At 69.4% G+C, this 26,115-nt stretch carries 22 protein-coding genes; 6 read left to right on the top strand and 16 right to left on the bottom strand.

The window, feature by feature from the left end:
• Positions 1-14: 14 nt before the first annotated feature.
• The 6 genes from AB0I43_RS17575 to AB0I43_RS17550 all read right to left on the bottom strand — a co-directional run bounded on the left by AB0I43_RS17575 (position 15) and on the right by AB0I43_RS17550 (position 8,763).
• Positions 15-1,538, bottom strand: a complete 1,524-nt coding sequence (locus AB0I43_RS17575) for an aldehyde dehydrogenase family protein (protein WP_356979378.1) — start codon at positions 1,536-1,538, stop codon at positions 15-17.
• A gap of 56 nt (positions 1,539-1,594) precedes the next feature.
• Entirely contained in the window at positions 1,595-3,043 is a 1,449-nt protein-coding gene (locus tag AB0I43_RS17570) for a carotenoid oxygenase family protein (protein ID WP_356979131.1), read from the bottom strand.
• Positions 3,044-3,197: 154 nt separating this feature from the next.
• Positions 3,198-3,824 (bottom strand): TetR/AcrR family transcriptional regulator, encoded by a 627-nt coding sequence (locus tag AB0I43_RS17565; RefSeq protein WP_356979130.1) that lies wholly within the window; start codon positions 3,822-3,824, stop codon positions 3,198-3,200.
• A gap of 63 nt (positions 3,825-3,887) precedes the next feature.
• Positions 3,888-5,867: a hypothetical protein gene (locus AB0I43_RS17560; protein ID WP_356979128.1), complete on the bottom strand. Its 1,980-nt coding sequence runs from the start codon at positions 5,865-5,867 to the stop codon at positions 3,888-3,890.
• A 37-nt stretch (positions 5,868-5,904) separates the two neighbouring features.
• A complete protein-coding gene (locus AB0I43_RS17555) occupies positions 5,905-7,149 on the bottom strand; it encodes a carboxylate--amine ligase (RefSeq protein ID WP_356979126.1) in 1,245 nt (414 codons plus the stop codon).
• A gap of 168 nt (positions 7,150-7,317) precedes the next feature.
• Positions 7,318-8,763 (bottom strand): FAD-binding oxidoreductase, encoded by a 1,446-nt coding sequence (locus AB0I43_RS17550; RefSeq protein ID WP_356979124.1) that lies wholly within the window; start codon positions 8,761-8,763, stop codon positions 7,318-7,320.
• 173 nt (positions 8,764-8,936) lie between these two features.
• Between AB0I43_RS17550 and AB0I43_RS17545 the strand changes: the two genes are divergently transcribed.
• Positions 8,937-9,827 carry an NmrA/HSCARG family protein gene (locus AB0I43_RS17545; protein WP_357432447.1) on the top strand — a complete coding sequence of 297 codons (891 nt, stop codon included), beginning with the start codon at positions 8,937-8,939 and terminating at the stop codon, positions 9,825-9,827.
• Between the two features lie 3 nt (positions 9,828-9,830).
• Here the strand turns inward: AB0I43_RS17545 and AB0I43_RS17540 are convergent, their stop codons facing one another.
• Entirely contained in the window at positions 9,831-10,805 is a 975-nt protein-coding gene (locus AB0I43_RS17540; protein WP_356978266.1) for an amidinotransferase, read from the bottom strand.
• A 261-nt stretch (positions 10,806-11,066) separates the two neighbouring features.
• Between AB0I43_RS17540 and AB0I43_RS17535 the strand changes: the two genes are divergently transcribed.
• Together AB0I43_RS17535 and AB0I43_RS17530 are read left to right on the top strand one after the other, a co-directional pair.
• Entirely contained in the window at positions 11,067-12,419 is a 1,353-nt protein-coding gene (locus AB0I43_RS17535; RefSeq protein WP_356978268.1) for a cytochrome P450, read from the top strand.
• 40 nt (positions 12,420-12,459) lie between these two features.
• Positions 12,460-13,704 (top strand): cytochrome P450, encoded by a 1,245-nt coding sequence (locus tag AB0I43_RS17530; protein WP_356978270.1) that lies wholly within the window; start codon positions 12,460-12,462, stop codon positions 13,702-13,704.
• Between the two features lie 19 nt (positions 13,705-13,723).
• Here AB0I43_RS17530 and AB0I43_RS17525 read toward each other — a convergent pair whose 3' ends face one another.
• Entirely contained in the window at positions 13,724-14,215 is a 492-nt protein-coding gene (locus AB0I43_RS17525; RefSeq protein WP_356978272.1) for a MarR family transcriptional regulator, read from the bottom strand.
• A 111-nt stretch (positions 14,216-14,326) separates the two neighbouring features.
• On the opposite strand from AB0I43_RS17525, the gene AB0I43_RS17520 reads away from it, so the two are divergent.
• Entirely contained in the window at positions 14,327-14,953 is a 627-nt protein-coding gene (locus tag AB0I43_RS17520; RefSeq protein ID WP_356978273.1) for an NAD(P)H-binding protein, read from the top strand.
• 30 nt (positions 14,954-14,983) lie between these two features.
• Here the strand turns inward: AB0I43_RS17520 and AB0I43_RS17515 are convergent, their stop codons facing one another.
• From AB0I43_RS17515 to AB0I43_RS17500, 4 genes are all read right to left on the bottom strand, one after another.
• Positions 14,984-15,541: a DUF3558 domain-containing protein gene (locus tag AB0I43_RS17515; RefSeq protein ID WP_356978274.1), complete on the bottom strand. Its 558-nt coding sequence runs from the start codon at positions 15,539-15,541 to the stop codon at positions 14,984-14,986.
• Positions 15,538-15,927 carry a hypothetical protein gene (locus AB0I43_RS17510; protein WP_356978275.1) on the bottom strand — a complete coding sequence of 130 codons (390 nt, stop codon included), beginning with the start codon at positions 15,925-15,927 and terminating at the stop codon, positions 15,538-15,540. Before AB0I43_RS17510 ends, AB0I43_RS17515 begins: the two co-directional genes overlap by 4 nt.
• A 100-nt stretch (positions 15,928-16,027) precedes the next feature.
• Positions 16,028-16,765 (bottom strand): thioredoxin domain-containing protein, encoded by a 738-nt coding sequence (locus AB0I43_RS17505; RefSeq protein ID WP_356978277.1) that lies wholly within the window; start codon positions 16,763-16,765, stop codon positions 16,028-16,030.
• 143 nt (positions 16,766-16,908) lie between these two features.
• A complete protein-coding gene (locus tag AB0I43_RS17500) occupies positions 16,909-18,333 on the bottom strand; it encodes a PLP-dependent aminotransferase family protein (RefSeq protein WP_356978279.1) in 1,425 nt (474 codons plus the stop codon).
• Between the two features lie 64 nt (positions 18,334-18,397).
• On the opposite strand from AB0I43_RS17500, the gene AB0I43_RS17495 reads away from it, so the two are divergent.
• Positions 18,398-18,736: a cupin domain-containing protein gene (locus AB0I43_RS17495; RefSeq protein ID WP_356978280.1), complete on the top strand. Its 339-nt coding sequence runs from the start codon at positions 18,398-18,400 to the stop codon at positions 18,734-18,736.
• 206 nt (positions 18,737-18,942) lie between these two features.
• Here AB0I43_RS17495 and meaB read toward each other — a convergent pair whose 3' ends face one another.
• From meaB to AB0I43_RS17480, 3 genes are read right to left on the bottom strand one after another with little or no spacing between them, the layout of a single operon-like run.
• Positions 18,943-19,977 (bottom strand): methylmalonyl Co-A mutase-associated GTPase MeaB, encoded by a 1,035-nt coding sequence (meaB, locus tag AB0I43_RS17490; RefSeq protein WP_356978282.1) that lies wholly within the window; start codon positions 19,975-19,977, stop codon positions 18,943-18,945.
• Positions 19,977-22,238, bottom strand: a complete 2,262-nt coding sequence (gene scpA / locus AB0I43_RS17485) for a methylmalonyl-CoA mutase (RefSeq protein ID WP_356978284.1) — start codon at positions 22,236-22,238, stop codon at positions 19,977-19,979. The genes meaB and scpA overlap by 1 nt, the downstream gene beginning before the upstream one ends.
• Positions 22,238-24,088: a methylmalonyl-CoA mutase family protein gene (locus tag AB0I43_RS17480; protein WP_356978286.1), complete on the bottom strand. Its 1,851-nt coding sequence runs from the start codon at positions 24,086-24,088 to the stop codon at positions 22,238-22,240. The genes scpA and AB0I43_RS17480 overlap by 1 nt, the downstream gene beginning before the upstream one ends.
• Before the next feature lie 172 nt (positions 24,089-24,260).
• Between AB0I43_RS17480 and AB0I43_RS17475 the strand changes: the two genes are divergently transcribed.
• The gene (locus AB0I43_RS17475; RefSeq protein ID WP_356978288.1) at positions 24,261-25,025 is read left to right on the top strand and encodes a TVP38/TMEM64 family protein; all 765 of its coding nucleotides are present in this window, start codon (positions 24,261-24,263) and stop codon (positions 25,023-25,025) included.
• Here AB0I43_RS17475 and AB0I43_RS17470 read toward each other — a convergent pair.
• Positions 25,022-25,951, bottom strand: a complete 930-nt coding sequence (locus AB0I43_RS17470; RefSeq protein WP_356978290.1) for a trypsin-like peptidase domain-containing protein — start codon at positions 25,949-25,951, stop codon at positions 25,022-25,024. The two genes, AB0I43_RS17475 and AB0I43_RS17470, sit on opposite strands and share 4 nt — an antisense overlap.
• Positions 25,952-26,115: the final 164 nt, after the last annotated feature.

Below are 26,115 nucleotides of genomic sequence, written 5' to 3'. Positions count from 1 at the left end.
CCCACCCCCAGCGCTTATCTCTTCCCGGAGTGGTTGCGGCGCAGCGCAATCGGCAGGCGTCGCCGACCACGGGCGTCGACCGCCCGCATCAGGGTGGTCACCAGGCGCGAGCGCAGGCGGGAGGCCGGGTACCAGAGCGGCTCGCGGCGCAGTTCCGGCCCGCGCGGCACCGTGATGGCCTGCTGACGGCAGTACTTGCGAATGCCCGCTGCCCCGCCCCAGCGCGCGCCGACGCCGGAGCTCTTCCACCCGCCCATCGGCAGGGCGAAGTTCACCAGGTTGGCGAAGGCGTCGTTGATATTGACCGCGCCCACCTCGAGCCGCCGCGCGACCCGTTCACCCCGGCGGCGGTCGCCGGTCCACACCGTCGCCGACAGCCCGTAGACGGAATCATTGGCCAGGCGTACGGCTTCGTCCTCGTCGGCGACCCGCATCACCGGGATGATCGGGCCGAACGTCTCCTCGGTGACGCAGGACATGGAGTGGTCCACATCCACGAGGACGGTCGGCTCGAAGAACGTGCCGGCACCGGTCGCCCGGCCGCCGGTCAACACGCGCGCGCCCGCGGCGACGGCCTGCTCGACGTGTCGGGTCACCAGGTCGCGCTGCGCCGCGGTGGCCATCGCCCCGATGTCGTAGTCGAAACCCCGGCCGTCCTGGCCCTGGCGCAGGGCGCGCACCCGCTCGGTCAGCCCGGCCACGAACCGGTCGTAGACCGGCGCCTCCACATAGACCCGCTCCACCGAGATGCACACCTGGCCGGAGTTGAACAGGCCGCCGTAGGCGATGCCCGCCGCCGCGCGATCGATGTCGGCGTCGGCGAGCACGATGGCCGGATCCTTGCCGCCGAGCTCCAGACTGTGCGGGGTCAGGGTGCGACCGCAGGCGACGGCGATCTCCCGGCCCGTCCGCGTCGATCCGGTGAACTGCACGTAATCGACGGAGTCCACCACCGCGCGCCCGGTGTCGCCCCGGCCCGTCAGCACCGAGAAGACTTCGGGCGCACCGATTTCCGACCACCCGGCGGCCAGCTCGACCGCACTGAGCGGGGTGACCTCGGAGGGTTTCACCAGCACGCTCGCCCCGGCCAGCAGCGCCGCGAACGCGTCGAAACACGGATTGAGCAGCGGCAGGTTCCACGGCGTGATGATCCCCACCACCGGATAGGGCCGGAACGTGGTGACGAGTCGCTTGGTCCGGCCGATCGGACTGTGCGGGGCGGGCCGCTCGTCGGCCAGGAAGCGAGCGGCGTTGCGAGCCCAGTACTTGGCGAGATCGATGGCGGCGGGCACCTCGATCTCGGCGTCGAAGCGGGTCTTGCCGGTCTCGGACTGAATCAGGTCGGTCAGCCGCGCCTGATTGTCGATCAGCCAATCCTGCCAGGCCAGCAGCCATTTCGCCCGGCCATCGACGCCGAGGGCCGCCCATTCGGGTTGCGCGCGGCGCAGGTCGGCGACCGTCGCCGTGACGACGGCGGCGGGCTGATCGGGCACCGAGCCCACCACGCGGCCGTCGGCCGGATTGCCGACCACGATCATCGGCGCGCCTCGGTCACCCGCAGCGCTGTCAACGGAATTTCGCACGGCCCATCCCCCTATGCCATCGCCTGCCGGTACAGCGGGCTGTCCACGCTGTAGTAGTTGCAGTGGAAACCACTCGGGATCCGGAACGGGATACGCACCCGGGCCAGCGGGCCGCCGCTCAGATCCGCCGCGTCGAAGACCTCGAGGTGGGTCTCGGCGGCCCCGGCCCGGTGCACCAGGGTCAAGGCGTAGCCGTCGAGTTCGGTTGTGCCGCCGACGCGCGGCGCGAAGATCAATTCACCGGCCGCGGCGCCGGCGCCGAAGTGGTAGAGGTCCTCGGCTCCGGTGCGCGTATCGACCCGCAGGACCGAGTCCATGCCGTCGGCGCGGCCGTCGGCCGAGTGCAGATTGCTGTTGGCGAAAGCGAAGTCGGTGCGCCTGGTCATCAGGCGGTCGTCCGGGCGCGGGAACTGGATGTCGCGGTCGTTGAGGACCTGCTCGCGCACGACGTCCGTGCCGGCCCGCGGGTCGATGGTCCAGCGGCGCAGGCTCTGCCGCGTCTCGGCGTGCGACCGGCGGCGGCCGTGCAGATCGGGAAACAGCGCGGTGCCCTCGGCCGCCGCGACGTCGGCGACGATCCGGCCGTCCTGCTCCCAGACGTTCGCCTCGTGCATCATCTGCCGCGGCTCGGCCTCGAACCAGCGCACGTCGGCCGCACCGCCCGTGCGCGGCATCAGGCCCAGCTTCGTCGGCCGGTCCGGATCCCAGGCCACCATCGGCCCGCCCGACATCGCCCGTCGCACACTGACATCCAGCGGAGTCACCGGGAACACGACGAAGTTCTCGGTGACGAAGAAGGTGTGCATCATGCTCTGATGCGGGACCGGAATGACCTCGGTCCTGGTCACAACGCCCTCGAGATCGATGATGTCGTAGCGAATCTCGGGTTGCGCGCCCTTCGCCCGGGCGAGTACCCCGATGTTGATCAGTTCGCCGGTGGCGTGGTCCACCTTCGGATGCGCGGAGAACGTCGTGGTCACCACGCCCCCGTAGTGCTCCTCACCCAGCGTGTCCAGGGTGCGCGGGTCCAATTCGACCGGCGGCGCGCCCTCCATCAGCGCCAGCAGCTTGCCGCCGTGGATGACGATGTTGGTGTTGGCCGTGTTGTAGCGCGTGCCCGCCGCCAGGGGGTCGGTGGTGGCGGGATTGCCGTGTACCCCGAAAAGCCTTCGGCCCGCCCGCATTTCCAGCAGCAGCTTGTCGGTGCGCACCCAGCGGTTGCGCATCGACACCCGGCCGCCGGCCAGGAAGAAGGCGTACACCATGCCGTCGCCGTCGAACCAGTGATAGTCCTCGTCGAGCGGCGGGTAGAGTGGTTCGGCGCCGTTGCGGTAGAAGACGCCGGCCAGGTCCGTGGGCAACTCCCCCTCGACGAACAGGTCCGGGGCGTCGACCTCCATCCGAGTGGGCCGGTGGTGCCCGGCGAGGAACGGGCTCTCGCGATAGTGCGCAGTCGCCATCGCCTTCTCCTACCGCGAAACCCGTTGCCGCGCCGAGGATGCGGCGCTCCGGATCGACGCACTATTAGTTGGTCAGATAATTATTAATTACACGCGTCGGTTACCCCTGTCAACGACGGTCCGGCGCGGGACCCGCCTGGCTAACGATCAGCGGTCAGGACTCCGCGTCCAGCAGCAGGCGTTCGAACAACCGGTCCAGCACATCCATCTCGATCGGCTCGGTCGCGGCGGCCGCGTGCGCGAACCCGTCCACCACCGCGAGGATCAAACGCGCGACCTGTCTCGAATCGAGTTCCCGGGGAATACGTTCCGCGTCCTGGCCGCGAACCACGGCCTCCCGGACCCCGTCCACCATGGCCTGGTCGACGGCGGCGAACGCCTCGTTGAGCTCCTCGTGCCGGCGCGCGTCGATCGGCGCGGTGGCGACGAATCCGGCCAGGTCCGGAAATTCGTGATTGATCTGCATGGACACGGCCAGCAACGCCTTGAGCAACTCGCGCACCGACATCGCACCGGCGATGGCGGCCGCGGCGCGCTCCTGGATCCGGCCGTACACCTCGGCGCACACGGCCTCGAACAGCTGACTCTTGGTACCGAAGTGGTAGTACACCGCGCCGGCGGTGACGCCGGCCGAATTCGCGATCACGCTGTTGGCCGCGGGGCCGTACCCGCTCTGCGCGAAACAGCGGATCGCGGCATCGATCACGCGCTGACGCGTATCGACGCTGTCGACTCCGGCCGGGCGGCCCGGACCCACTTTGCTGCGCTTGATCTGAGTCACCCGCCAATTATCAACCAGCGGGCACCGCGACCGATGCGCAGGCCGGTTGCCGGCAACCGTCGGCTACTGCTCGGGCAAGCGGTCCGCACCCCAGCTGCGGTGGACATAACCGATCACGCGATCGAGTTCGGCCCGATCGACCGAGGCCAGTTCGCCGGGCTCCAGGGGATCGAAGTGGAAAATGTAGAGGCGCGAGGCGAATTGCTCGAAGGGCAGCGAGGCCTCGCCGAACCGTTCGCCGTGCCCGGCCGTGCCCACCACGACGCCGTCGCCCCAGTCCTGCCCGCTGTCGTTGTTGGGGTTGTAGAAGTAGACCCGCATCTTCTTCTCCGGGTCCAGGGCGACCCGCAGGATGGTGATCGCGTGCCAGCCGACGAACCGGGCCGCGCTGTCGGTGACGGCAACGCCCGCGGGCTGGGGGTGGATCAGCGGCTGGTTGCCGTTGTGCATGGGGTGATAGCTGGCGTAGAAGTGGCGGAGGAACTCGTCCAGGTCGGTGAGCGCCCCGGTGGCCACGTCGACGTTGATGCGGAAGCCGCGCCCGGACCACCACCCGTGGAATTCGGGATTGATCCAGCGGTGCGGGTCGCCTTCGCGGCCCAGGCACCGGCGGCCCATCTCCGCGTAGATGCGGTCCAGATGCGGCACCAGCAGCAGCGACACCGGATCCAGATCGTGCGGCAGCGTGGTCGCCAGACCTTCGTTGACGTCGCGTGAGGAGATCGACTGGCCCTCGAAATGCATGACGATCTCGTCGTCGCGGGCCGCCCAGACCAGCGTCTGCAACAGGTAGTCCGGGTCGTTGTAGGCCCACATCGACAGCGCCCGCGCCGATTGGCACGTCGGGTTGTCGCCCTGCCCGACGCCAAGGGGCAGTCCGAGAATCGACAGCATCCCGGCCAGCAACCGCGCCCGCGGCTCGGGGGTCGGCCCGAAAACCTCGGTCAGCCGCCGCCGGGAGTGCGGCGACAGATGCAACCCCACCTGCCGCCACAGCGCGGGCGCGACCGGCGGCTGATAGAGGATCCCGCGTTCCAGCAGCAACGCCAGACCATAGATGCACTGTGCCGTCTCGACGTGCACGGCCGCGTCGATCAGGCTGCGTGTGAGTTCGTGATAGCACAGCAGGCAGTCCCGGCCGGTGCTGGACAAACCCATCGCCTCCGCCAGCAGGTACTCCCCCTTGCCGAGCAGGAAGCGCAGCAGGACAGCGTGATACGGCGAGACCAGCCCGGTGTCGTGCATCGACCGGGCGAAGCCGGCCGCCTCGAATTGCAGGGTGCTGTCGTCCATGGTCTCCAGGCGCGCCCGGTAGACCTCGATGCCCGGATCCTCCCGGCAGGCGTCGGTGGTGCCGTAGAGGCTGCTGATCAGCCGATCGGCCCCGAGCCCGCTGGAACCCAGATCGATGTCCGGATTGCTGCGCGCGACGGCGATCTGGGTGATCATGCGCTGCACCGTTTCGACCTGGATGGGCCGCTGGCGCAGGATGCGCCAGATCTCGTCGACGAGATTCTCCAGCACCTTCTCGTAGCCGACCTCCTCGACCAGATAGCCGAGCAGGTGGCGCGAGACCTGGGCCATCCGCCCCTGCTGCTGGCGCTCGGCTTCCGACGGCGGGCTGAGCAGCATGGTGAGATTGACGGCCAGTACCTGCGAAAGATGGCTCTGGGCTTGCTCGGCGGAGATCATCGGGTGCGCGTAATCACCCTTGGCGACGGCCAGCAGCCGCAGGTTGCTGACCGTCTCGAGCACCACGGTGTCGGCGTTCGGGCTGCGCAGCGACCCGGCGCTCAGCGACGGGATCAGGATCTGCGGCGAGGCCCAGTCCGTGCCGAGGAACAGGCCCGCGGATTCCAGCTCGGCGGCGCGGGACCGCACGACGGCGCAGCCTCCCGGTAGCAGCAGCACCCGGCGCACCGCGGCGAACACCTTGGCGAGGTTGACCTGCTTGCCGAAATCGCTGGCGCCGGCGAGGGATTGCGTCGCGTCGTCCAGCGTGGCGAGGCGCTTGTCGAGCGTGGCGCCGCCGAGTGAACTCAAGAAAGGATCCTCCCGTGAGCCGTTTCCGTCGAACGGATCAGATATAAAAGTCGAGTTCTTCCTGTCGCTTCAGCAGATCCCGCATAGCGTAGGGGTCGTCACCGAAGAAGTACAGCAGTCCCCAATGGTTACCGAAGGCCGTGCGCTTGGACACTTTCTCCGCCAATGGCGCCGTGAGCTCGTGGGATTCGTAGTATTCGTGATCTTCGGTCTCCTCCGGGAGCACCAATCGACTGACCACACGCCGACGCGGATACACGCCGAAACTGCCCGCGTGCCCTTTCGCGTCCACGACCTCGCGCGGGAAGAACGCCGTGATCTCCTCCTCGGTTGTCTTCGGATCGAATGCCAGCACCAAGGCGTGGTAGGCGTTGAATCCGTAAGCGCGCTCCAGGAGTTCGAAGACCTTGAAACCCGGCGGCCGGTACGCGACCTCGCCGAAGTACATTTCCCCGTCGCTGGTGACGAAGTATTCGGGATGCACGAACCCGAATTCGATGTCGAACGCCTTGATCAACTTCTCGACCTGGCGGGTGATCTCCGGCCGGTACTTCTCCAGCTCCGGCGTCGCGGGCACGAACACCGAGTAGCCCAGGCGCACATACTCGGAGATGTTCAGGAAGCGGATCTTGCCGTCGTGGATCCACGCCTCCACCGCGAACTCCCACCCGTCCAGGTGGGATTCCATCAGCACCGGGAACTCCTCGTCCGGGATCGAGTCGATCTCGTCCGCCGTCCGGATGACGCGGTGCCCGAGGCAGCCGGCCTTGTCGAAAGCCTTGACGTGGATGGGATCGTTGGGGTCGCCGTCGAGTTTCAGCAGGGTCTGATTGACCCGCTTGAGGAAGCGGACCACGTCACCGCGGTCGTGCGCCTCCTCGAAGATGCCCACCCGGATTCCGCCGAGCTGGGCGCGGCGCTTCATCAGCGACTTGTCGCGCAGCAGCATCGCCTGACCGAGCAGGCGCGGATTCCCGAGCAGGACCGAGTTGATCGCCCCGGCCCATTCCACGGTTTCCTCGAAGATCGGAATGGCGACGTCGACCCCGAGCTGTTGCAGCGTCTCCGCAATTTCCATCGATCGATCGTTGAGCCGCTCGAAATCCCATGGAATAAGCGGGATTCCGTGCTCCTCACAGTATTCTCTCGTCCATTCCGGAGCCACCACGATATACCGGCGATCAAAACGATCGACTGCTTCGATGGCATTCAGGCTCCACCCCAACAAGGCGACATAGCCTTTATCGGCGTCTCGAACCGGCGACTTCCGCTCTGCAGGCAAACCGTTTCCCTTCTCGCCACCTCAGGTCACAGTTCGCTGATTCCGAGGCAAATCCTTGCTACGACTTCACCATTGCCGGATACCCCGCGAATCCCATTGTCAAACAGGCACATTCCGCCCCCGCGACAAGGATCACAGCGATCGCGGCCGGGCTCATTCCGGCGGAGTTTACGCGTCCAGCCCCCACCGCAGCCGGTGGTCCGGGTCGACCGACCGGCGGAGGGCGCGCAGCCGTTCGAGATTGCCCGCGAAGCAGCGGGCCAGGGTGTCCGCGGGCTCGACGTGATTGAAGTTCGCCCCCGTCGAGCACCGGCCCAGGAGGTGGTGCGCGCCGATCATCCAGGCCAGGGCTTCGTCCGGAGATTCCGGCTGCTTGACGATCCACTCCAGGGCCGCGGCGTGCCTGCGCCAGGGGAATACCGTCGCGTCCGGGGCGACGGTCTGCACCGCCCCGTCGAGCGGTTCGACCAGCAGCACACCCGTTGCGCCACTGCGGAATCGAGCCGCGATCACCTCGACGGCGAGCGCGGCGAGTTCGGGCGTCAACTCGGCGACGACATCCGAACCCGCGACCCGGGTCGAGGCCGGGCCGGGTTTGTCACCGCCGATGTCGAGGACGGCGTCCAGGTGCCGCAGGGTGCGGCGTTCCATGGTCGCGGGCGCTACCCCGGCCGCCTCGGCCAGATCCGCCGCCGCCTCGGCCCCGGCGCCCGCCGGGGCTACCAGCAGCACCTGGCACCGGAGGGTCTCGGCCGCTTCCACCGCCACCCGGGCGTAGACGGCCGGATCGGCCGCGGGCATCCACCGCGCCCAGCCGGTCAGCACCCGGGCCGCCGCATCGCCCGGGAAGTCAACGCGGACAACATCTTTCGCGATCGCGGGGATCGCCCGACAGGTCAGCGAGGTGACGATGCCCGCGCTGCCACCGGCGCCGCGCAGCAGCCAGAACAGGTCCGGCGTCGCGGCGTCCACGCGCACGGCTTCGCCGCTGGGCAGCACCAGATCCGCCGCCAGCAGCCGGTCGCAGCTCAATCCGTAACGGCGCACGTCGGTTCCGATGCCGCCACCGAGGGTCAGGCCCGCCAGGCCGACGCTCGGGCAGGTGCCCACAGGCAGGGCCAGGCCCGCCGGAGCCAGGTCGCCGAGTGCGGAGAAGGCGGTGCGGCCCGCGCCGACGGTCACCTCGTCGCCCTCGATATCGAGGCGGTCCAGGGCACGTACGTCGACGACCAGCGCGCCCGGGCTGGCGGAGGCGCCCACGAACGAGTGGCCGCCGGACCGCGCGGCGACCGGCAGATCGTGCATGCGCGCGAAGTCCATCGCGGCCTGGACGTCCGCCGGCGTCGCGACCCGGACCACGGCGGCCGGTGTGCTGCTGTCGAATCGGGCGAAGAACACTCGTTTCGCCGCCGCGTAATCGGGGTCGCCGGGCCGGACGAGCGCGCCCCGGAGGCGGCGGCGCAGGTCGTTCCAGTCACGATCGGCGACGGTAGCGGACGCCCGCGCGGCGGGCAGCGTCGCGGCCACGGCCAACCCGCTCGCGGCGCGGATCAGCGCACGCCGCGAGAGTCCGGCCGGTTCCCGCTCCGGCACCACAGCGTCTCGGTCGGGCACAGCGCCAGCGTAGGGCCGGGCGCGACGGTCGGCGCGCGTCGACATGCGGTCGGCTTTGCCCTGTGCAGACCCCCTCCGGAACACCTCAGCATTGCAATGATGCTGTGGCATAATTCGATCCCGGCATGCCGGAGCCATCTCCGGCCCGGTGCTGTAGCGACAAGGGATAAGGCATGAGTAGTCACAAGGGATCGATCCTGGTCATCGGCGCGACCGGACAACAAGGCCGCGCCACCACCCACCACCTCCTCGACCACGGCTGGAACGTCCGCGCATTCGTCCGCGACCCCCACACACCCACCGCCCAAGCCCTCCACGACATCGGCGCCGAACTCACCGTCGGCGACCTCGACGACACCGACACCCTGCGCACCGCCATGACCGGCGTCCACGGCGTCTTCCTCATGCTCACCATGATGGAAGGCGTCCACATCACCGACGCCGGCATCACCGCCGAAATCCGCCGCGGCACAACCGTCGTCGAACTCGCCGAGGAACTCGGCATCACCCACCTCGTCTACAGCTCCCTGCAAGGAGCGGCCGACCCGCACTCCGGCGTCGACTACTACGCCGCCAAACGCACCATCGAACAAGCCATCACCGACGCCGCGCTCCCCGCCACGATCCTGCGCCCCACCTTCTTCATGGACAACTTCCAAACCTTCAACCGCCCCGTCCGCACAGACAACGGCGACATCCAGCTCAACCTCGCCGTCCACCCCGAGATCCCCATGTCCCTCATCGCCGTCGACGACATCGGCGCCTTCGCCGCCCTCGCCTTCGACCGACCCGGCGACTACATCGGCAAAACCATTCCCCTGGCCGGAGACCGGCTCACCCCGCCGCAAATCGCCGAGGTCTTCGCCCGCGTCACCGGCCTGGCCACCCACAGCAACCAGATCCCCGTCGAACAGGTCAAAGCCTTCGACGAACAAGTCGGCAAAATGTTCGCCTACTTCAACCAGGGCCCCGACCACCCCGTCGACACCACCACCCTGCGCGCCGAGCACCCCGAACTCCACGACCTCGAAAGCTACCTGCACGCGGTCAACTGGAAACCGTGAATCTCAGGCGGCGCGCAGCAGCGGTTGCGTGGAGCAGCGGAACGCGCCGCCGAAGAGTCGGGAGACCGAGAAGTCGATGTACTCCACGGTGATTCCGCGCGCCTCGAGTTCCTTGCCGACCCGCTCGAACGCCGGGTCGGTGATGTAGGTGGCGGCGTCGATGGGCAGCCCGTTGGTCGCCATCGCCGCCGCCTCGTCCTCCCCGACCTCGATCTGCTCCCATCCGCGCAGCGGCTCGGGCAATCCGGCGGGCAGGCGCTCGGGGCACGAGATCATCAGGCCGTCCCGGACCAGGCCCATCGCGCAATCCAGATGCAGCACGTGCGACGGCAGCTCGACCCGGGTGACGGTGTAGCCGAAGGGCTCCAGATACTTTGCGAGCCAACGGTATCCGAGCTCGTTGGTGGCCATGCCCGAGCAGCCGACGAAGACCTGCGCGCCCAGCACCAGCACGTCACCGCCCTCGAGGAACGGACCCGCGCCGGACGGGGCCACCTCCGGCTGCGGCACCGCGACGTAGCGGGCGGGCGTGGGCAGCACCCGATCGACCAGCAGGTGACGGCTGGTCAGGACCTCCATTCGGCGATGCGGGAACTGCAGGACGCCCTCGATCACGTGCTCCCCCACGGTGAACCACGGGTCGCGAACGAAGAAGTTGGCGTAACCGGCCGGACCGGCCGCCGCCTTTTCCGCCTCGGTGAACAGGCGCGGGCGCAGCACGTCGACGCCGTAGCGGGTCAGCACCGCCGCCAGCTCGTCGCGTTCGGCCTCCCACGCGGCCTGCTCGGCGGGGTAGACCTCGCCGAAGTCCTTCCCCCAGACCGCCTCGAGGATCTCGCGCGCGGAGTCTTCGACGGGCATGGAGGACCCGAGCATCGCGGCGTCGGCGGGCCCGCGGAATTCGCATTGCGACACGACCACCCGACGCAAGGGCGCGAACTCGCTGTCCACCCGGACGTCATTGTTTGCGGCACTCATGAGACTGGAGCCTAAGCAGGCCGATCTGCGGCTGTCCACCAATGACGCACGCCACATAACCTGCGAAAACAGCACTTCAGACGGCCTGAACTCGGCAAAGGGCGTCGAAATCCGCAACCGTTTGGCAATCGTTTGTAGAGGCGTTCGTTATCCCCCGCTCCGGGTGGCGGCATCGTTCCCTTGTCGCACCGGGACGACCGTAGTACTGTCCAGACACATGTCCATTTTATGTCTGGACAGCTTTCTCGGGAAGGATTTCCAATGACGCTGGTCAAACCACAGCGGGTGTCCGGAGGCGAAGACGAGCACGGGCATCTCCAGGAGTTCCGGACCGATCCCATCGCCCTGATGCGACGCGTGCGGGCGGAGTGCGGCGACGTCGGCGCGTTCGTGCTCACCGGGCGGGACGTGATCCTGCTGTCCGGCGCCGAGGCCAACGAGTTCTTCTTCCGCGCCGGCGACGAGGACCTGGACCAGAGCGCGGCCTACCCGTTCATGAAGCCGATCTTCGGCGCGGGGGTCGTCTTCGACGCACCGCCCGAGCGGCGCAAGGAGATGCTGCACAACCAGGCGCTGCGCGCCGATCACATGCGCGGCCACGCCGCCACCATCGCGGGCGAGGTCGATCGCATGCTCGCCGGCTGGGGCGAGGAGGGCGAGATCGACCTGCTCGAATTCTTCGCCGAGCTCACCATTTACACCTCGTCGGCGTGCCTGATCGGCGCCAAGTTCCGCAACCAGCTCGATGCGCGCTTCGCCCATCTCTACCACGAGCTCGAGCAGGGCACCGACGCGCTCGCCTACGTCGACCCCTACGCGCCGATCGACAGCTTCCGCCGCCGCGACGAAGCCCGCGCGGCGCTGGTCGATCTCGTGCAGGCGATCATGGACGACCGCGCGGCCGATCCGCCCACCGGCAAGAGCGACCGCGACATGCTCGACGTGCTGATCTCGGTGGTCGACGAGCACGGCGTCGCGCGCTTCTCCGCCAGCGAGATCACCGGCATCTTCATCTCGATGATGTTCGCCGGGCACCACACCACCTCCGGCACCGCGGCGTGGACGATCATCGAACTGCTGCGGCACCCCGGCACGCTCGCGGGCGTGGTCAGCGAGCTGGACGACCTCTACGCCGACGGTTCGGAGGTCAGCCACAACGCGCTGCGCCAGATCCCGAACCTGGAGGCGGCGCTCAAGGAGACGCTGCGCCTGCATCCGCCGCTGATCGTGCTGATGCGGATCGCCCGCGGCGAATTCGAGGTGTGCGGCCACCGGATCGCGCCCGGCGACATGGTGGCGGCCTCCCCCGCCATCTCCAACCGGATCCCCGAGGACTTCCCGGAGCCGGACGCCTTCGACCCCGGCCGCTACCACGACCCGCGGCAGGAGGACACCGTCAATCGCTGGACCTGGATCCCCTTCGGCGCGGGCCGGCACCGCTGCGTCGGCGCGCCGTTCGCGCTCATGCAGCTCAAGGCGATCTTCTCGATTCTGCTGCGGGACTGGGAATTCGAACTCTCCCAGCCATCGGACACCTATCGCAACGACCACTCCAAGATGGTGGTCCAGTTGCAGCAGCCCTGCCGGGTCCGCTACCGCCGCCGGCGGCGGTGAGCATTCCGGTCCACAACGACGTCGACCGCAGGAGGAAGCTGTGTCCGCGCCATCCCTACCCACTGGATTCGATTTCACCGATCCGGCCCTCTGGGAAATCCGCAATCCCACCGCGGAATTCGCCGAGCTACGCCGCACCGCCCCGGTGTGGTGGAACCCGCAGACCGACGAGCAGTCCGGCGGCTTCCGCGACGGCGGCTACTGGGTGGTCACCAAACACGAAGACATCAAGGAGATCTCGCGCAACGCCGAGCTCTTCTCCGCGCAGGAGAAGGGTTCGATCATCCGGCTGCCGGGCCAGGTCACCGCCGACCAGATCGAGGTCACCCGGGCGCTGCTGGTGAACATGGATCCGCCCAAGCACACCAAGATCCGCCGCATCATCTCGCGGGGTTTCAGCCCGCGCGCCGTTGCCGGACTGCGCGCCGCGCTCGCCGAACGCGCGACGGCCATCGTGCGCGCCGCCCGCGCCGCCGGGCAGGGCGATTTCGTCGAGCAGGTGGCGTGCGAGCTGCCCCTCCAGGCCATCGCCGAATTGCTCGGTGTGCCACAGGAAGACCGGCGCAAGCTGTTCGAGTGGTCCAACCAGATGCTCAACTACGACGACCCGGAATACGGCGACGCGACCACCACGGACGCCTCGACGAACGCCTCCGTGGAGATCCTCGGTTACGCCTGGCAGATGGCGGAGCAGCGGCGGACCCGTCCGCTCGACGACATCGTCAGCCAGCTCGTGCACGCCGACCTCGAGGGCGAGGCCCTCGGGTCCGACGAGTTCGGGTTCTTCGTCATCCTGCTCGCGGTGGCGGGCAACGAGACCACCCGCAACGCCATCACGCACGGAATGAAGGCGTTCATCGACCATCCCGAGCAGTGGGAGCTGTACAAGCGGGAACGGCCCCGCACCGCCGTCGACGAGGTCGTGCGCTGGGCGACCCCGGTGACCGCGTTCCAGCGCACCGCCACCGCGGACACCGAGCTCGGCGGGCAGCGGATCCGCCGGGGGCAGCGCGTCGGATTGTTCTACAGCTCGGCCAATTTCGACGAGGAGGCGTTCGAGCGGCCCTTCGAATTCGACATCCTGCGCGACCCCAATCCGCACCTGGCCTTCGGCGGCACCGGCGCACACTTCTGCGTCGGGGCGAACCTCGCCCGGCTGGAGATCGACCTGATGTTCAACGCGATCGCCGACGCGATGCCGGATCTGTCGCAGGTGTCCGAGCCGGAGCGGCTGCGCTCGGGCTGGATCAACGGCATCAAGCACTGGCAGGTCCGGTACGAGTGAGCCGGTGGCAGCTGACGAATCAGACTGTGTCACCCAGGGTTTCGAGCAGGGTGCGCAGCGTGCCGGCGAGGCGGGCGCGCTGCGCCGGCGTCAGCGGAGCCAGCAGACGCTCCTCGGTGGCGACGTGATCGGGTAGCGCGGCGTCGATGAGGGCATGCCCCTCGGCGGTGAGAGCGACCCGGACGCCGCGGCCGTCGGAGTCGCTGCGGGACCGGGTGACCAGGCCGCGTTCCTCCAGGCGGTCCAGGCGCTGGGTGATGGCGCCGGAGGTGACCATGGCCGAGCGGGTGAGCTCGGTGGGGGTGAGCGGGTGCGGATCGTTGCGGCGCAGGGTGGCCAGCACGTCGAAGGAGGCGGGGTCGAGGCCGTGGGCGGCAAAGGTTTTGCGCAGTTCGGCGCCGGCGAGCTGGCTCAGCCTGCTCAGGCGGCCGAGCACCGCCATGGGCGAGACGTCCAGGTCGGGGCGCTGGGTCTCCCATTGGGCGAGGACCCGGTCGACGTGATCGGTCACCGCCGCAGCCTAGCGAATGCCTCAGCGGTGAGCTATCTCATACCGGGACTTTTCTTAGGGCTAAGCTATGTTCCTTAGAGCTAAGTAATCAGGTCCAGGAGAGGAAAGACCATGCGCATCACAGTGTTCGGAGCGGCGGGTGCGGTCGGCAGCCGGGTGGTCGCGGAGGCGCTGGGCCGCGGGCACGACGTCACCGCGGTGGTCCGCGATCCCGCCCGGGCGGCGGCCGTTCCTGCCGGGGCACGCCTGGCCGTCGGTGACGCGGCCGATCCCGTCGACGTCCAACGGCTCAGCGCTGGAACGGATCTCGTCATCACGGCGACGCGTCCGCCCGCCGGGGCCGAGGCCGAGCTGGTGCGGGTCACCGCCGCGCTGCTGGACGGCGTGGGCGTCACCCGGCTGCTCGTCGTCGGCGGAGCGGCCACGCTCACCGTGCCCGGCGGGGTCACCCTGCACGAGACTCCCGATTTCCCGGCCGATCTGCGGCCCATCGCGCAGGCGTGCTCCGCCCAGTGGAGTCTGGTGGCGGCGGCCGACCGCGACTGGACCTATCTGAGCCCGCCCGCCGAACTGGTGCCCGGTGTCCGCACCGGCAGCTACCGGCTCGGGCGCGACGAACTGCTCACCGACGACACGGGCGCGTCGACCATTTCGATGGAGGACTTCGCCGTGGCGCTCCTCGACGAAGCCGAATCGCCCGCGCATCGGCGGGTTCGGTTCACCGTTGCCGCCGCCTAGCTTTGCCGCACGTCGGAGATCGACCGGTGGTCAGCTCCCTGCGGGGAGCAGGGGGGCCACCGCGTCGGCGATCTCTTTCGCGTTGTCGCACGGGGTCAGTTTGCGGGGGTGGGTGCTGCGCGGGTCGTCGACCAGGATGGACAGGGAGCCGGATTTCAGTTCGATGTTGATGGTGCAGCCGCCGGGGACGTCCGGGCGGGCCTCGTAGCGGAGGGCCTTGCGGGTGTCGATGGTGAGGGCGGTTGCGGTGGGGAACTTTTCGCGGACCTGGGTGAGGGTGGCATTGCTGGTCTGCACGCGGAACGTGTAGGTGGCCTGAGCGACATACAGGCAGCCCTTCCAGGTGACGTCCGCGACCTGGTCCTGGCGCTGGGCGGGAGGACGTGCGTTCCACTGGTGCTGCGCCAGGAACGGAGTGGTCAGCGCGGTGCACGGGTCGAAAGCAGCAGCCGTGGCGGTCGAGGTCGCCGACGCCGCCGGACCGGTGGACGAGGTCGTGACCGGAGTGTCGGGAGTGTCGCCACCGCAGGACGTGAGCAGCGCGAGTCCTGCTGACGCACAGGCGATTCGAAGCAGCGCGGTCTTCATACGCGCAGCTCGCGGATGCGGCGGGCGAAATCCTCGTCGGTGCGTTCGTAGGTTTCCTGGATCGCCTTGAACAGCGCCTGGATCTCGGTGGCGACGTTGATGTACTCCGTGAGGATGTCGTAGGCGTTGTTGGGGCCGCCGAAAGCTTTCTCCCGGAACAGCTTCACCAACTCGATCGCCGACCACAGCCGGGGATTGGCCTCACCGAGGCCCCAGGACGCCCGCTCCCCGAGAGCACGCGCGTCGTTCTGCACCGTCGAAAATTCGAGAATCAGCGCCTGGCAGGCCTTGTCGATGTCCAGGAACACCTGCGGTTCCATGCGCACCGCCAGCGCCCCCGACTTCGCGTCCTCGATGTATGCCCCGAACGGGCTTTCTTCCGCCACCGTGGCCCCTTCCGCTGGTACCGCTCGATCATAGAGACGCACGGGCGAGCGCACAGGTTCCCTGGGCGGCGAAATTCGGCCGAATCTGTCGGTGCCGCGGTCAGGGGGCGGCGGTGATGGCGGCGGCGAGGCCGTCCGGGGTGGCGAGCGCGCTGTTGGCGACCTTGGCGCCGTTGATCAGGACGGTCGGGGTGGAGTTGACGCCGCCGGCCAGGATCTCCTGGGTCTTCTGGCGCAGGTAGCTGTCGTAGGTGCGCTCCGTGATGCACTGCGCCACCGCCGCGTCCTGGTATCCGGCGGAGCGGGCGATCTCGATCAGGGCGCTGTCGGCCAGGCCCGCGCCGCCTTCGCGGGGCTGCCGGTCGAACATCGTGGCCAGCCATTTCTGGTAGTCGCCCGTGCCGGAGTCGGCGATGCAGTACGCCGCGTTGCCGGCGCGCGAGGAGTACTGATCGGTCGAGGCGCGATCGAGGAAGCTGATGATGCTGTACTCGACGGCGGCCTCGCCCTTGGCCACGGTCTGCTCGAGCACCGTGCCGTGGATCTTCTCGAAAGCCTGGCAGGCGGGGCACTGCAGGTCCGCCACCAATCGCACGACCACCTTCGAGTCCTCGGGCCCGACCCGCAGCGCACCGTCGGCACCTACGTTTCGCGGCAAGACGGGCAGGGCCTGCCCGGCCACGACGGTGTCAGTTGCCCCGCTCTCGCGCAGTACCAGCACCAGCCCCACCGCGGCGATCACTGCGACCAGTCCGACCGCCACCAGTACCTGGATCAGGACCTTCCGGTCGTTACGCGGAGCAGGGGTCCCCGCACCCGGATCGGGATTCACCGTCACAGCCCATCTCTTTCGCTAGCCGAAGCAGTCGCCCGCCACCCTAGCGCTGTCCAGCGGGTCGCCTTCCGTACGGGGTTTCAACCCAGCAGTGCTGGGCGCGCCGGGCGTTCCCGCTATCGCTCGGGTCAGCGGGCGACGACAGCTCAGATGGCGAAGGCCGGCACCGCCCCTTGTTTCCGGACCGGCGGCTGATAGGCCCGCCACGCCGTCGCGAGCCGCGAGACCGCCTCACGCAACACCTCCGGCGGATGACGGAAGTGGATGCGAATGTATTCGTCGCTCGCACCGCTGGGATCGAGGCCGCTGCCGGCGAGGATCGCGACGTGGTGCCGGAGGGCGGTCTGGGCGAAGGAACTGCCGTCACCGTGGGGCAACCGGATCCACAGCGATTGGCCGCCACGCACCGGGGTGATCCGCCAGTCCGGGAGGTGCTCGGCGAGTGCGGTGAGCAGCAGGTCGTGGGCGGCCTTGCGGGCGGGGGCGTGCGCCCGGCACAGCGCGTCCAGGTTCGCGACCAGGTGGGTGGCGGCCATCTGGGCGGGCAGGTTTCCGCCCAGATCGCCGACCGCGCGCAAGCGGGACAGCCGGGCGATCAGGCCGGGGTCGGCCCGAATCCAGCCGACGCGCAGGCCGCCCCAGAGGTTCTTGCTCAGCGAACTGATCGTGATGACGGAATCGACGTCGGCGGCGACCGGCGGTGGGGTGGTTTCGCCGGGGAAAGCGAGATCGGCCAGCACCTCGTCGACGATCAGCGGCACGCCCGCGCGCTCGGCCTCCTCCGCCAACCGCCGCCGCACCAGCACGGAAAGGGTTGCGCCGGTGGGATTGTGGAAGGTCGGAGTGACGTAGGCCAGCGCCGGATGCCGGGCGCGGACCGCCGCGCCGAACCCGTTCAGGCCGATCGGCAGCGCGTGCAGCAGTGCCGATTGCTCCTGGAAGGCCTCCAATGCTCCAGGGTAGGTGGGTGTTTCGAGCAGCACCCGGTCGCCTGGTCGCAGCAGGGCCCTGGCCAGTAGGGTCAGCGCCTGCTGGCCACCGTTGGTGACGAGGATCTGCTCCGGTCGGGTCGGTGCGCCGAGACGGGTGTAGCGGTCGGCCAGGGCAGCGCGCAGTGGGCGATGACCTGCCGGGTGATAACCGATTTCGCCGGTGAGCGCGGCCAGCTCCGGCACGATCGCCGCATAGGCCGCGGCGATCTCGGGCGGCGGCGCGTCGGGTGCGGCGCAGGCCAGCGACACCACCTCGGGCCGCGGCTCGAGCAGGTGCAGGAACATGGGCGCGCCGGTGGTACCGGGCCCGGCGGGGCGAGCGGAACCCGCGACCCGCGTGCCGCTCCCCTGCCGCCGCACGATCCGCCCCTCGGATTCGAGTAGGTCGTAGGCGGCGACCACGGTGCTGCGCCCCACGGCCAGGCGCGCCGCGAACTGCCGGTCCGGCGGCAGCGCGGTGCCCGGCGGCAGTTCCTCGTCGTCGATCAGTTGCCGCAACCGCGCGGCCAGCAGGACATACAGCGGCCCGCGCCCGGCCGACCACCGGCCCAGCCGCTCCGGCACATCAATTGGATCCATAACCAAACCAATTGTGCCGGATTGGCTCTGTGACCGCTCGTCGGCCGATCGCAGGATTGCTCATATGAGCGAAACCAGCACCGCCCCGACCGCCTCGATCCCCGCGGCCCTCGCCGCCCTGCCCGGCCCCTACCAGCCGCGAGACCTGGCGCTGGTCAACGACGCCGTCGTCCGTCTCGCCCGGCTGGACGGCGCATTCCCCTGGCATCACCACGACGAGGACGAGCTGTTCCTCTGCTGGGACGGCACCTTCCGCCTGGAACTCGACAACCGCCCGCCGGTCGTGCTCACCGCGGGCGATCTGTTCGTCGTCCCCCGGGGCCTGCGGCACCGCCCGGTCGCCGACACTCCCGCCCACATCCTGTTGATCGAACGCCCGGAAACCGAGCAGTACGGCAACTGAGGCGTGTGCCAGGGGGCGCGAAACCCCCTGGCACACCGACGGTCATGGTGGTGCCGACCGGTTTTTTGAGGCTGGTATCCTACCTGGTTGGACGACGGGAGCGGTGCGCCCCCGGACGGGATTCGAACCCGCAACCTCCAGCTTGGCGATAACCGATCGTCGCCGGCCCGTCACCGATCACTCTACGGGCCGCCGCAACCGAATATTCAGCTGTCGAAGGCGTCGAGGAGTTGTTCGGCGGCCAGGGCGGCGGTGAGGGTACCCGCCCGGACCTCGCTTTCGACCTGTGCGCGAATGGCTTTGACGTTCGGGTTGTCGGCGAGGCGGCGCAGCAATTGGTCGTGCACCATGGTCCAGGTCCAGTCCACCTGCTGGCGCCGGCGCTTCTCGTCGAACTCACCGGCGTCGGTGAGCACCCGGCGGTGGTCGAGCACGGTGGCCCAGAACTTGTCCAGGCCAACGCCTTCCAGGCCGCTCATGGTGAGCACCGGTGGACGCCAGAGGGCGTCGTGCGGGTGGATCAGGCGCAGCGCCCCGGTCAGCTCGCGCGCGGCCGACTTGGCCTCCAATTCGTGCTTGCCGTCGGCCTTGTTCACGGCGACCAGATCGGCGAGCTCGAGCACGCCTTTCTTGATGCCCTGCAACTGATCTCCAGTGCGCGCCAGCGTCAGGAAGCAGAACACGTCGACCATGTTGGCCACCGTCACCTCGGACTGGCCGACGCCGACGGTCTCCACCAGGATCACGTCGTACCCGGCGGCCTCGAGCAGCACGATGGTCTCGCGGGTGGCCTTGGCGACACCGCCGAGCGTGCCCGCGGTCGGCGAGGGCCGGATGAAGGCGTTGCGCTCCACCGACAGTCGCGCCATCCGGGTCTTGTCGCCGAGAATCGAGCCGCCGGTCCGGGTGGAGGACGGGTCGACGGCGAGCACCGCGACCCGGTGCCCCTGCTCGATCAGGCGCATACCGAGGGCGTCGATGAACGTCGACTTGCCGACACCCGGAACACCGGTGATGCCCACCCGATTCGACACCGCGGTGCGCGCCGAATCCGACGCTGCGGGCATCAGGCGCAGCAGCAACTGCTGCGCCTGCTGCCGATGATCGGACCGGGTCGACTCGACCAGGGTGATGGCGCGCGCCAGGGCGGCCCGCTCGTTGTTGCGGACCGCCTCGGCCAGGGCGTCCACGTCGATGACGCGCTTGGCCCCCGCGGAATCGCTGCGCGATGGTGCGGTCATTACGCCCCGTCGCCGCCGATCTCGTGCCCGAGCGACGCGCCCAGCTTCTTCAGCAGGTCGATCGCCGCGTCCGCGATCACGGTGCCCGGCGGGAAGATCGCCGCCGCGCCGGCCTCGTACAGCTCGGCGAAATCGTCGGGCGGGATCACGCCGCCGACGATCACCATGATGTCGGGCCGCCCGACCTCGGCCAGCGCCGCGCGCAGGGCGGGCACCAGCGTGAGGTGACCGGCCGCGAGCGAGGAGACGCCGACGATGTGCACGTCGTTGTCCGCCGCCTGCTGGGCCACCTCCTCCGGGGTCTGGAACAGCGGGCCGACGTCGACGTCCATGCCGAGGTCGGCGAAGGCGGTGGCGATCACCTTCTGGCCGCGGTCGTGCCCGTCCTGGCCCATCTTGGCGACCAGGATGCGGGGACGGCGGCCCTCGGCCTCGGCGAACTCCTCGACCAGCTCGATCGCCTTGCTGATGTTGGTGACCTTTCCGGCTTCGTCGCGGTACACACCGGAGAGCGTACGGATTTCGGCCTGATGCCGGCCGTACACCTGCTCCAGCGCGTCGGAGATCTCGCCGACGGTAGCCTTGGCTCGCGCGGCGTCGATGGCGAGGGCGAGCAGGTTGTTCTGCATGCCGCCCTCGGAAGAGCCCGCGGCCCGGGTCAATTCGGCCAGCGCACGGCGCACCGCGTCCGGATCACGTTCCGCGCGCAGCCGTTCCAGCTTCTCGATCTGCTCGGCCCGCACCCGGGAGTTCTCGACCTTGAGGACCTCGACCTGCTGGTCCTCCTCCACCTGGTACTTGTTGACGCCGATCACCGGCTGCTGGCCGGTGTCGATGCGCGCCTGGGTCCGGGCGGCGGCCTCCTCGATGCGCAGCTTGGGAATGCCCTCGCCGATCGCCTGCGCCATGCCGCCGTGCGCCTCGACCTCGGCGATGTGCGCGCGGGCCCGGTTGGCCAGCTGGTGGGTCAGCCATTCCACGTAGTACGAACCGGCCCACGGGTCGATCGGGCGGGTGGTGTTGGACTCCTGCTGGATCAGCAGCTGGGTGTTGCGGGCGATGCGCGCGGAGAAGTCCGTGGGCAGCGCCAGCGCCTCGTCCAGGGCGTTGGTGTGCAGCGACTGGGTGTGGCCCTGGGTGGCGGCCATCGCCTCGATGCAGGTGCGCGCGACGTTGTTGTAGGCGTCCTGCGCGGTCAGCGACCAGCCCGAGGTCTGCGAATGGGTGCGCAGCGACAGCGATTTCGCGCTCTTGGGCTCGAACTTCGCGACCAGCTCGCTCCAGAGCAGGCGGCCCGCACGGAGTTTGGCGACCTCCATGAAGAAGTTCATGCCGATCGCCCAGAAGAACGACAGCCGCGGCGCGAACTTGTCGACCTCCATGCCCGCGTCGATGCCGGCGCGGATGTACTCGACGCCGTCGGCCAGGGTGTAGGCCAGCTCCAGGTCGGCGGTCGCACCGGCCTCCTGGATGTGGTAGCCGGAGATCGAGATCGAGTTGAACTTCGGCATCTTCGCGCTGGTGTAGGCGAAGATGTCGGAGATGATCCGCATCGAGGGCTTGGGCGGATAGATGTAGGTATTGCGGACCATGAACTCCTTCAGAATGTCGTTCTGAATGGTTCCGGCCAACTGCTCGGGCGTGACGCCCTGCTCCTCGGCGGCCACGACGTAGAGGGCGAGAATCGGCAGCACCGCGCCGTTCATCGTCATCGACACCGAAACCTGGTCCAGCGGAATGTGATCGAAGAGCTGGCGCATGTCCAGGATGGAATCGATCGCGACACCGGCCATGCCGACGTCACCCTGCACGCGCGGGTGATCGGAGTCGTAGCCGCGGTGCGTGGCCAGGTCGAAGGCCACCGACAGGCCCTTCTGGCCGGCCTGCAGGTTGCGGCGGTAGAAGGCGTTGGAGTCGGCGGCGGTGGAGAAGCCCGCGTACTGCCGGATCGTCCAGGGCTGGTTCACGTACATCGTCGGGTACGGACCGCGCAGGAACGGCGCGATGCCGGGGACGCTGTCGAGCGGATACCCCTCGGCGGCAACGGCATCGCGGTCGGCCTTGGTGAACACCGGCCGCACGTCGATGCCCTCGGGCGTCGACCAGGACAGCTGCTCCGGCGCGTAGTTGTTGGCCGCGGCCGCGCCCGCGACGTACTCCTGGACCCGCGCCGCGTCGACGGCGGCCGCCTCGGGCGCACGCTCGTGCAGCGGCACCTCGGCGAAATTGCCGATCACATGCTTGATTTCCGACATCGTCATCAGGCTCCCACCTTCTCTAGCAGGCCGGACAGGGCCGCGACCGCGTCGATCTTCGCGGCCAGGTAGCCGTCGGGGCGCTCGGATTCCGCCAGTCCGGCAACGGCTTTCGCCGCACCGGCCAGCAGCACCGTCGTCACCCCGGCCGCGCGCAGCTGCGCGACGGCCGCGCCGGCCTCCTCGCCGTAACGCTTGTCCGCACCGCACAGCACGGCGATGGCCGCCCCGGATTCGGTTGCGGCGGCGGCGATGCCGTCGACCGTCAGCGGGCCCGGGTTGCTCGATTCGATACCGCCGGAGGCGAGCAGGTTCGCGATGAAGGTGACCCGCACATTGTGCTCGGCGACCGTGCCCAGCGGCACCAGCAGCGCCTTCGGCCGCGCGCCGTGCGCGGCGAGATAGGCGTCGGAGCGGTTGCGCAGCTCCTCGAAGGCGGCGCCGTAGCGCGCGACCCGCCCCGGCTCGCGGGCCGCCTCCGACAGCGGCTTCTCGGCCAGGTTCGGGAACTCGTTGACGCCGGTGACGGCCGTCTTGCGGTGTGCCACATCGGCATCGCGCGCGGCCTTGGTGGCGGCGATGCGCTCGGCGAGCAGTCCGGATTCCAGCGCGGCCAGGTAGCCGCCCGCGGTCTCCAGCTCCTGCATGAATTCCCAGGCCTTGGCGGCCAATTCCGATGTGAAGCTCTCCACGTGCCAGGAACCCGCGCCCGGGTCCTGCACGAATCCGAGATGCGATTCCTCGAGCAGCAGCAGCTGGGTGTTGCGAGCCATGCGGTCGGAGAACGACTTCGAGACGCCGAGCTCGCCCGCGGGCAGCGCGGAGTCGAAGGGCAGCACCGTCACGGTGTCCGCGCCGCCGACGCCCGCGCCGAATGCGGCCAGGGTGGTGCGCAGCAGGTTCACCCACGGATCGCGCTGGCTCATCATGGCCGCGGAGGTCACCGCGTGCTGCGGTGCGCCGCCGAAGTCCGGCAGGCCGCACACCTCGGCGACGCGCGCCCAGAGCTGCCGGGCGGCACGGAATTTCGCGATGGTGGCGAACTGGTCGTCGGTGGCGGCGAAGCGGAACTCCAGCTGGCCCAGCGCCGCCGCGGTGTCGTGTCCAACGGCGGTGAGCTTGCGCAGGTACTCCAGGCCCGCGGCGACGGCCGCGCCCAGCTCCTGGGCGTCGGCGGCGCCGGCGTCGTGGAAAGCCGTGCCGTCCACCGTGATCGCGCGCACGGTCTCCGGGCGGGCGGCGGCCGCACCGGCCAGCTCGACGGCCGCGTCCAGCGCGATATCGTCGGCGCCGGTGAAGCGGCTGGTCAGCGGGGCGGCGCCGAGCGCGACCCGGATCGCCGCGCGATCGGGGCTGTCGTAGCCGTCGAGGGTCGCGTAAACCTGTGCGGCGGCCTCGGTGACGGCGCTGCCCGCGTCCAGGGTCAGCGGCGCGAGTTCGAACAGCAAGCCGGACAGCGCCGTCGGCAGCTCCGCCACCGGCACGCCGCGTTCGCCGGCGCCGAGCCAGACGGCGCTGAGGCCGTTCTCCAGGCCGACCAGGATTTCGCGGTTCACCGTGGCGGCGTCGCCGGCGAAGTGCGCGCTGACATACCAGCCGCGATGCACGTCGCGGGTGGCGTCGGCGCCACGCACGAACGGGAACGCACCCGGCAGCGGCTGCTCGGGCAGTTCGTCCCGGCTGGTGTACAGCGGGGCGATGGTCAGCCCGTCGTAGGTGGTTTCCGCGAGCAGCTGCTCGGGCTCGTCCGGCAAATCGGCGATCTCGACCCTGCGGGCCTTCGCCAGTACCCCTGCCACACCTTTACGCCACGCGGCGTATTCCGGCACCGGATCTGCATTCGGCATAGCTGCCATCCCTCTTCCACTCGCCACGAGCACACCAGTGGTGCGCACCCGATACCGCCGCATTCGCCCAGCTCAGCGAGCACTTTGGTTAACGAGCATTCGTCCCGTCTCTCCTGATGCTAGCTGGAGCACGCACCGCGGTTGACCGAGGCCGCCAATACCAACCGGTAACCTGGCGCCGGTGAGCGAGCCGATCGACGGGCCCGGACCGCAGGTCCACGAGGCGCGGCACCCTGCCGGAGCGAGTCCCGCGCGTGCCCGCCTCGCGACGGCGATCCGGCTGCTGCGCCGCCCGCGCAGCCTGGCGCTGTTGCTGCTCGTGGGCGCGCTCTTCGCGGCGGCGCTGTTCGCGCCGCTGCCCACGCCCGCCGAGATCCAGCAGTGGGCAGGCTCGTTCGGGCCGTGGTTCCCCTTGCTGTTCTGTGTCGTCTACGCCGTGGCCACGGTCGCGCCGCTGCCCCGCTCGGTGTTCACCATCAGCTGCGGTGTGCTCTTCGGCGCGGGGCTGGGCCTGCTGGTCGCCCTGGTGGCGACGACCGCCGCGGCGGCCATGGCGCTGCTGCTGGTCCGCGCGCTCGATCAGGATCGGGTCGCCGCCCGGCTCACCCATCCGGCGGTGCGCGAGGTCAACGAGCGGCTCGCTCGCCGCGGCTGGCTCGCCGTCGGCTCCCTGCGCATGATCGCCTTCGCCCCGTTCTCCATCGTCAACTACTGCTGCGGCCTGTCCGCGATCCGCTTCTGGCCCTACCTGATCGCCTCGGTCCTGGGCTCCGCCCCGGGCACCATCGGCACCGTCGTCCTCGCCGACTCCCTCACCGGCGGCACCCACCCCGCGATGTACGTCATCACCGCCGTCTGCATCGCCCTGGGCATCGCCGGCCTGATCCTGGACGCCCGCTGGAAGCCCGCGCCGATTGCTCAGGAAGCCCTGGCACCAGTGCGCTAGTCGACGGTGAGTTCGATCGGGATGGCGAAGACGTCGACCATGGCGCCGTTGCGGAGGACGGTGACGGGCATGGTTTTGCCGATGGCCTCGCCGAAGAGCTGGCGCTGGATGCCCTGGGCGTCGCGGACTTCGGCGCGGGCGACGCTGAGGACCAGGTCGCCGCGGCGCAGGCCGGCCTGCTCGGCCGGGCCGCCGCGCACGACCTCCATGATGCGCACGCCGGCGCGCTGGCCGGTGCGCGCGGCCACGGTGGCGGGCAGGGGTGCGGGGACGCCGACCAGGCCGAGGTAGGCGCGGCGGACGCGGCCCTCGCTGTGCAGGGTGCCGATGATGCGGCGGGTGGTGGCGTTGATCGGAATGGCGAGCCCGACGCCGATGCCCGCCACGGCGGTGTTGACGCCCACCACCTGACCGGCCGAATTGGCCAGCGCACCACCGGAATTGCCGGGGTTCAGGGCGGCGTCGGTCTGGATGACGTCCTCGATGACGCGGCCCGCGCGCCGGGAGGCGACGGGCACCGCCCGGCCCAGCGCGCTGACCACGCCCGCGGTGACCGAACCCGCCAACCCCAGCGGATTGCCCACCGCGACAACCAGTTGCCCGACCACGAGCTTGTCGGCGTCACCCAGCCGGACCGCCGCGGGCGCACCACCACGGGCGCGCAGCACCGCCAGATCCGAGAGCGGGTCGATGCCGACCACGTCGAAGCGGGATTCGACGCCGTCGGCGAACACCACCTCACCCCCGGGCGCCGAGCCGACGACGTGGGCGTTGGTGAGCAGGAAGCCGTCGTCGGTGAAGACCACCGCCGACCCGCTACCGCGCCGGGTGCGCACGCTGGCCACGTGCGGCGTCACCGATTCCGCGACCTGGATCACCGTGCGGGAGTACGCGTCCATCGCAGCGTCGTCCACTTCGACCACCATCCTGCCCGCCCGGGTGCACCTCTTCCAGCATGCCTGCGAACGCACTCTGGCGCATCGTGTTCGCCAGAGGCACAACAGAATTCATGATCATGAACGGCGAATTACAGGCTTCCCACCGGCTGTCTGAGACGGTAACGTAGAGCTATCCAGTACCACGGGTACCG

The organism is Nocardia sp. NPDC050435, assembly GCF_040655395.1.
Lineage (GTDB): Bacteria > Actinomycetota > Actinomycetes > Mycobacteriales > Mycobacteriaceae > Nocardia.
This window is presented reverse-complemented; position numbering and strand designations above follow the sequence as displayed.

Excerpts from the sequence above, each read along its gene's own strand:
- AB0I43_RS17575 (WP_356979378.1), bottom strand. The coding sequence starts at position 1,538 with ATGATCGTGGTCGGCAATCCGGCCGACGGCCGCGTGGTGGGCTCGGTG.
- AB0I43_RS17570 (WP_356979131.1), bottom strand. The coding sequence starts at position 3,043 with ATGGCGACTGCGCACTATCGCGAGAGCCCGTTCCTCGCCGGGCACCAC.
- AB0I43_RS17545 (WP_357432447.1), top strand. The coding sequence starts at position 8,937 with ATGAGTAGTCACAAGGGATCGATCCTGGTCATCGGCGCGACCGGACAA.
- AB0I43_RS17540 (WP_356978266.1), bottom strand. The coding sequence starts at position 10,805 with ATGAGTGCCGCAAACAATGACGTCCGGGTGGACAGCGAGTTCGCGCCC.
- AB0I43_RS17535 (WP_356978268.1), top strand. The coding sequence starts at position 11,067 with ATGACGCTGGTCAAACCACAGCGGGTGTCCGGAGGCGAAGACGAGCAC.
- AB0I43_RS17520 (WP_356978273.1), top strand. The coding sequence starts at position 14,327 with ATGCGCATCACAGTGTTCGGAGCGGCGGGTGCGGTCGGCAGCCGGGTG.
- AB0I43_RS17515 (WP_356978274.1), bottom strand. The coding sequence starts at position 15,541 with ATGAAGACCGCGCTGCTTCGAATCGCCTGTGCGTCAGCAGGACTCGCG.
- AB0I43_RS17500 (WP_356978279.1), bottom strand. The coding sequence starts at position 18,333 with ATGGATCCAATTGATGTGCCGGAGCGGCTGGGCCGGTGGTCGGCCGGG.
- AB0I43_RS17495 (WP_356978280.1), top strand. The coding sequence starts at position 18,398 with ATGAGCGAAACCAGCACCGCCCCGACCGCCTCGATCCCCGCGGCCCTC.
- meaB (WP_356978282.1), bottom strand. The coding sequence starts at position 19,977 with ATGACCGCACCATCGCGCAGCGATTCCGCGGGGGCCAAGCGCGTCATC.
- scpA (WP_356978284.1), bottom strand. The coding sequence starts at position 22,238 with ATGACGATGTCGGAAATCAAGCATGTGATCGGCAATTTCGCCGAGGTG.
- AB0I43_RS17480 (WP_356978286.1), bottom strand. The coding sequence starts at position 24,088 with ATGGCAGCTATGCCGAATGCAGATCCGGTGCCGGAATACGCCGCGTGG.
- AB0I43_RS17470 (WP_356978290.1), bottom strand. The coding sequence starts at position 25,951 with ATGGTGGTCGAAGTGGACGACGCTGCGATGGACGCGTACTCCCGCACG.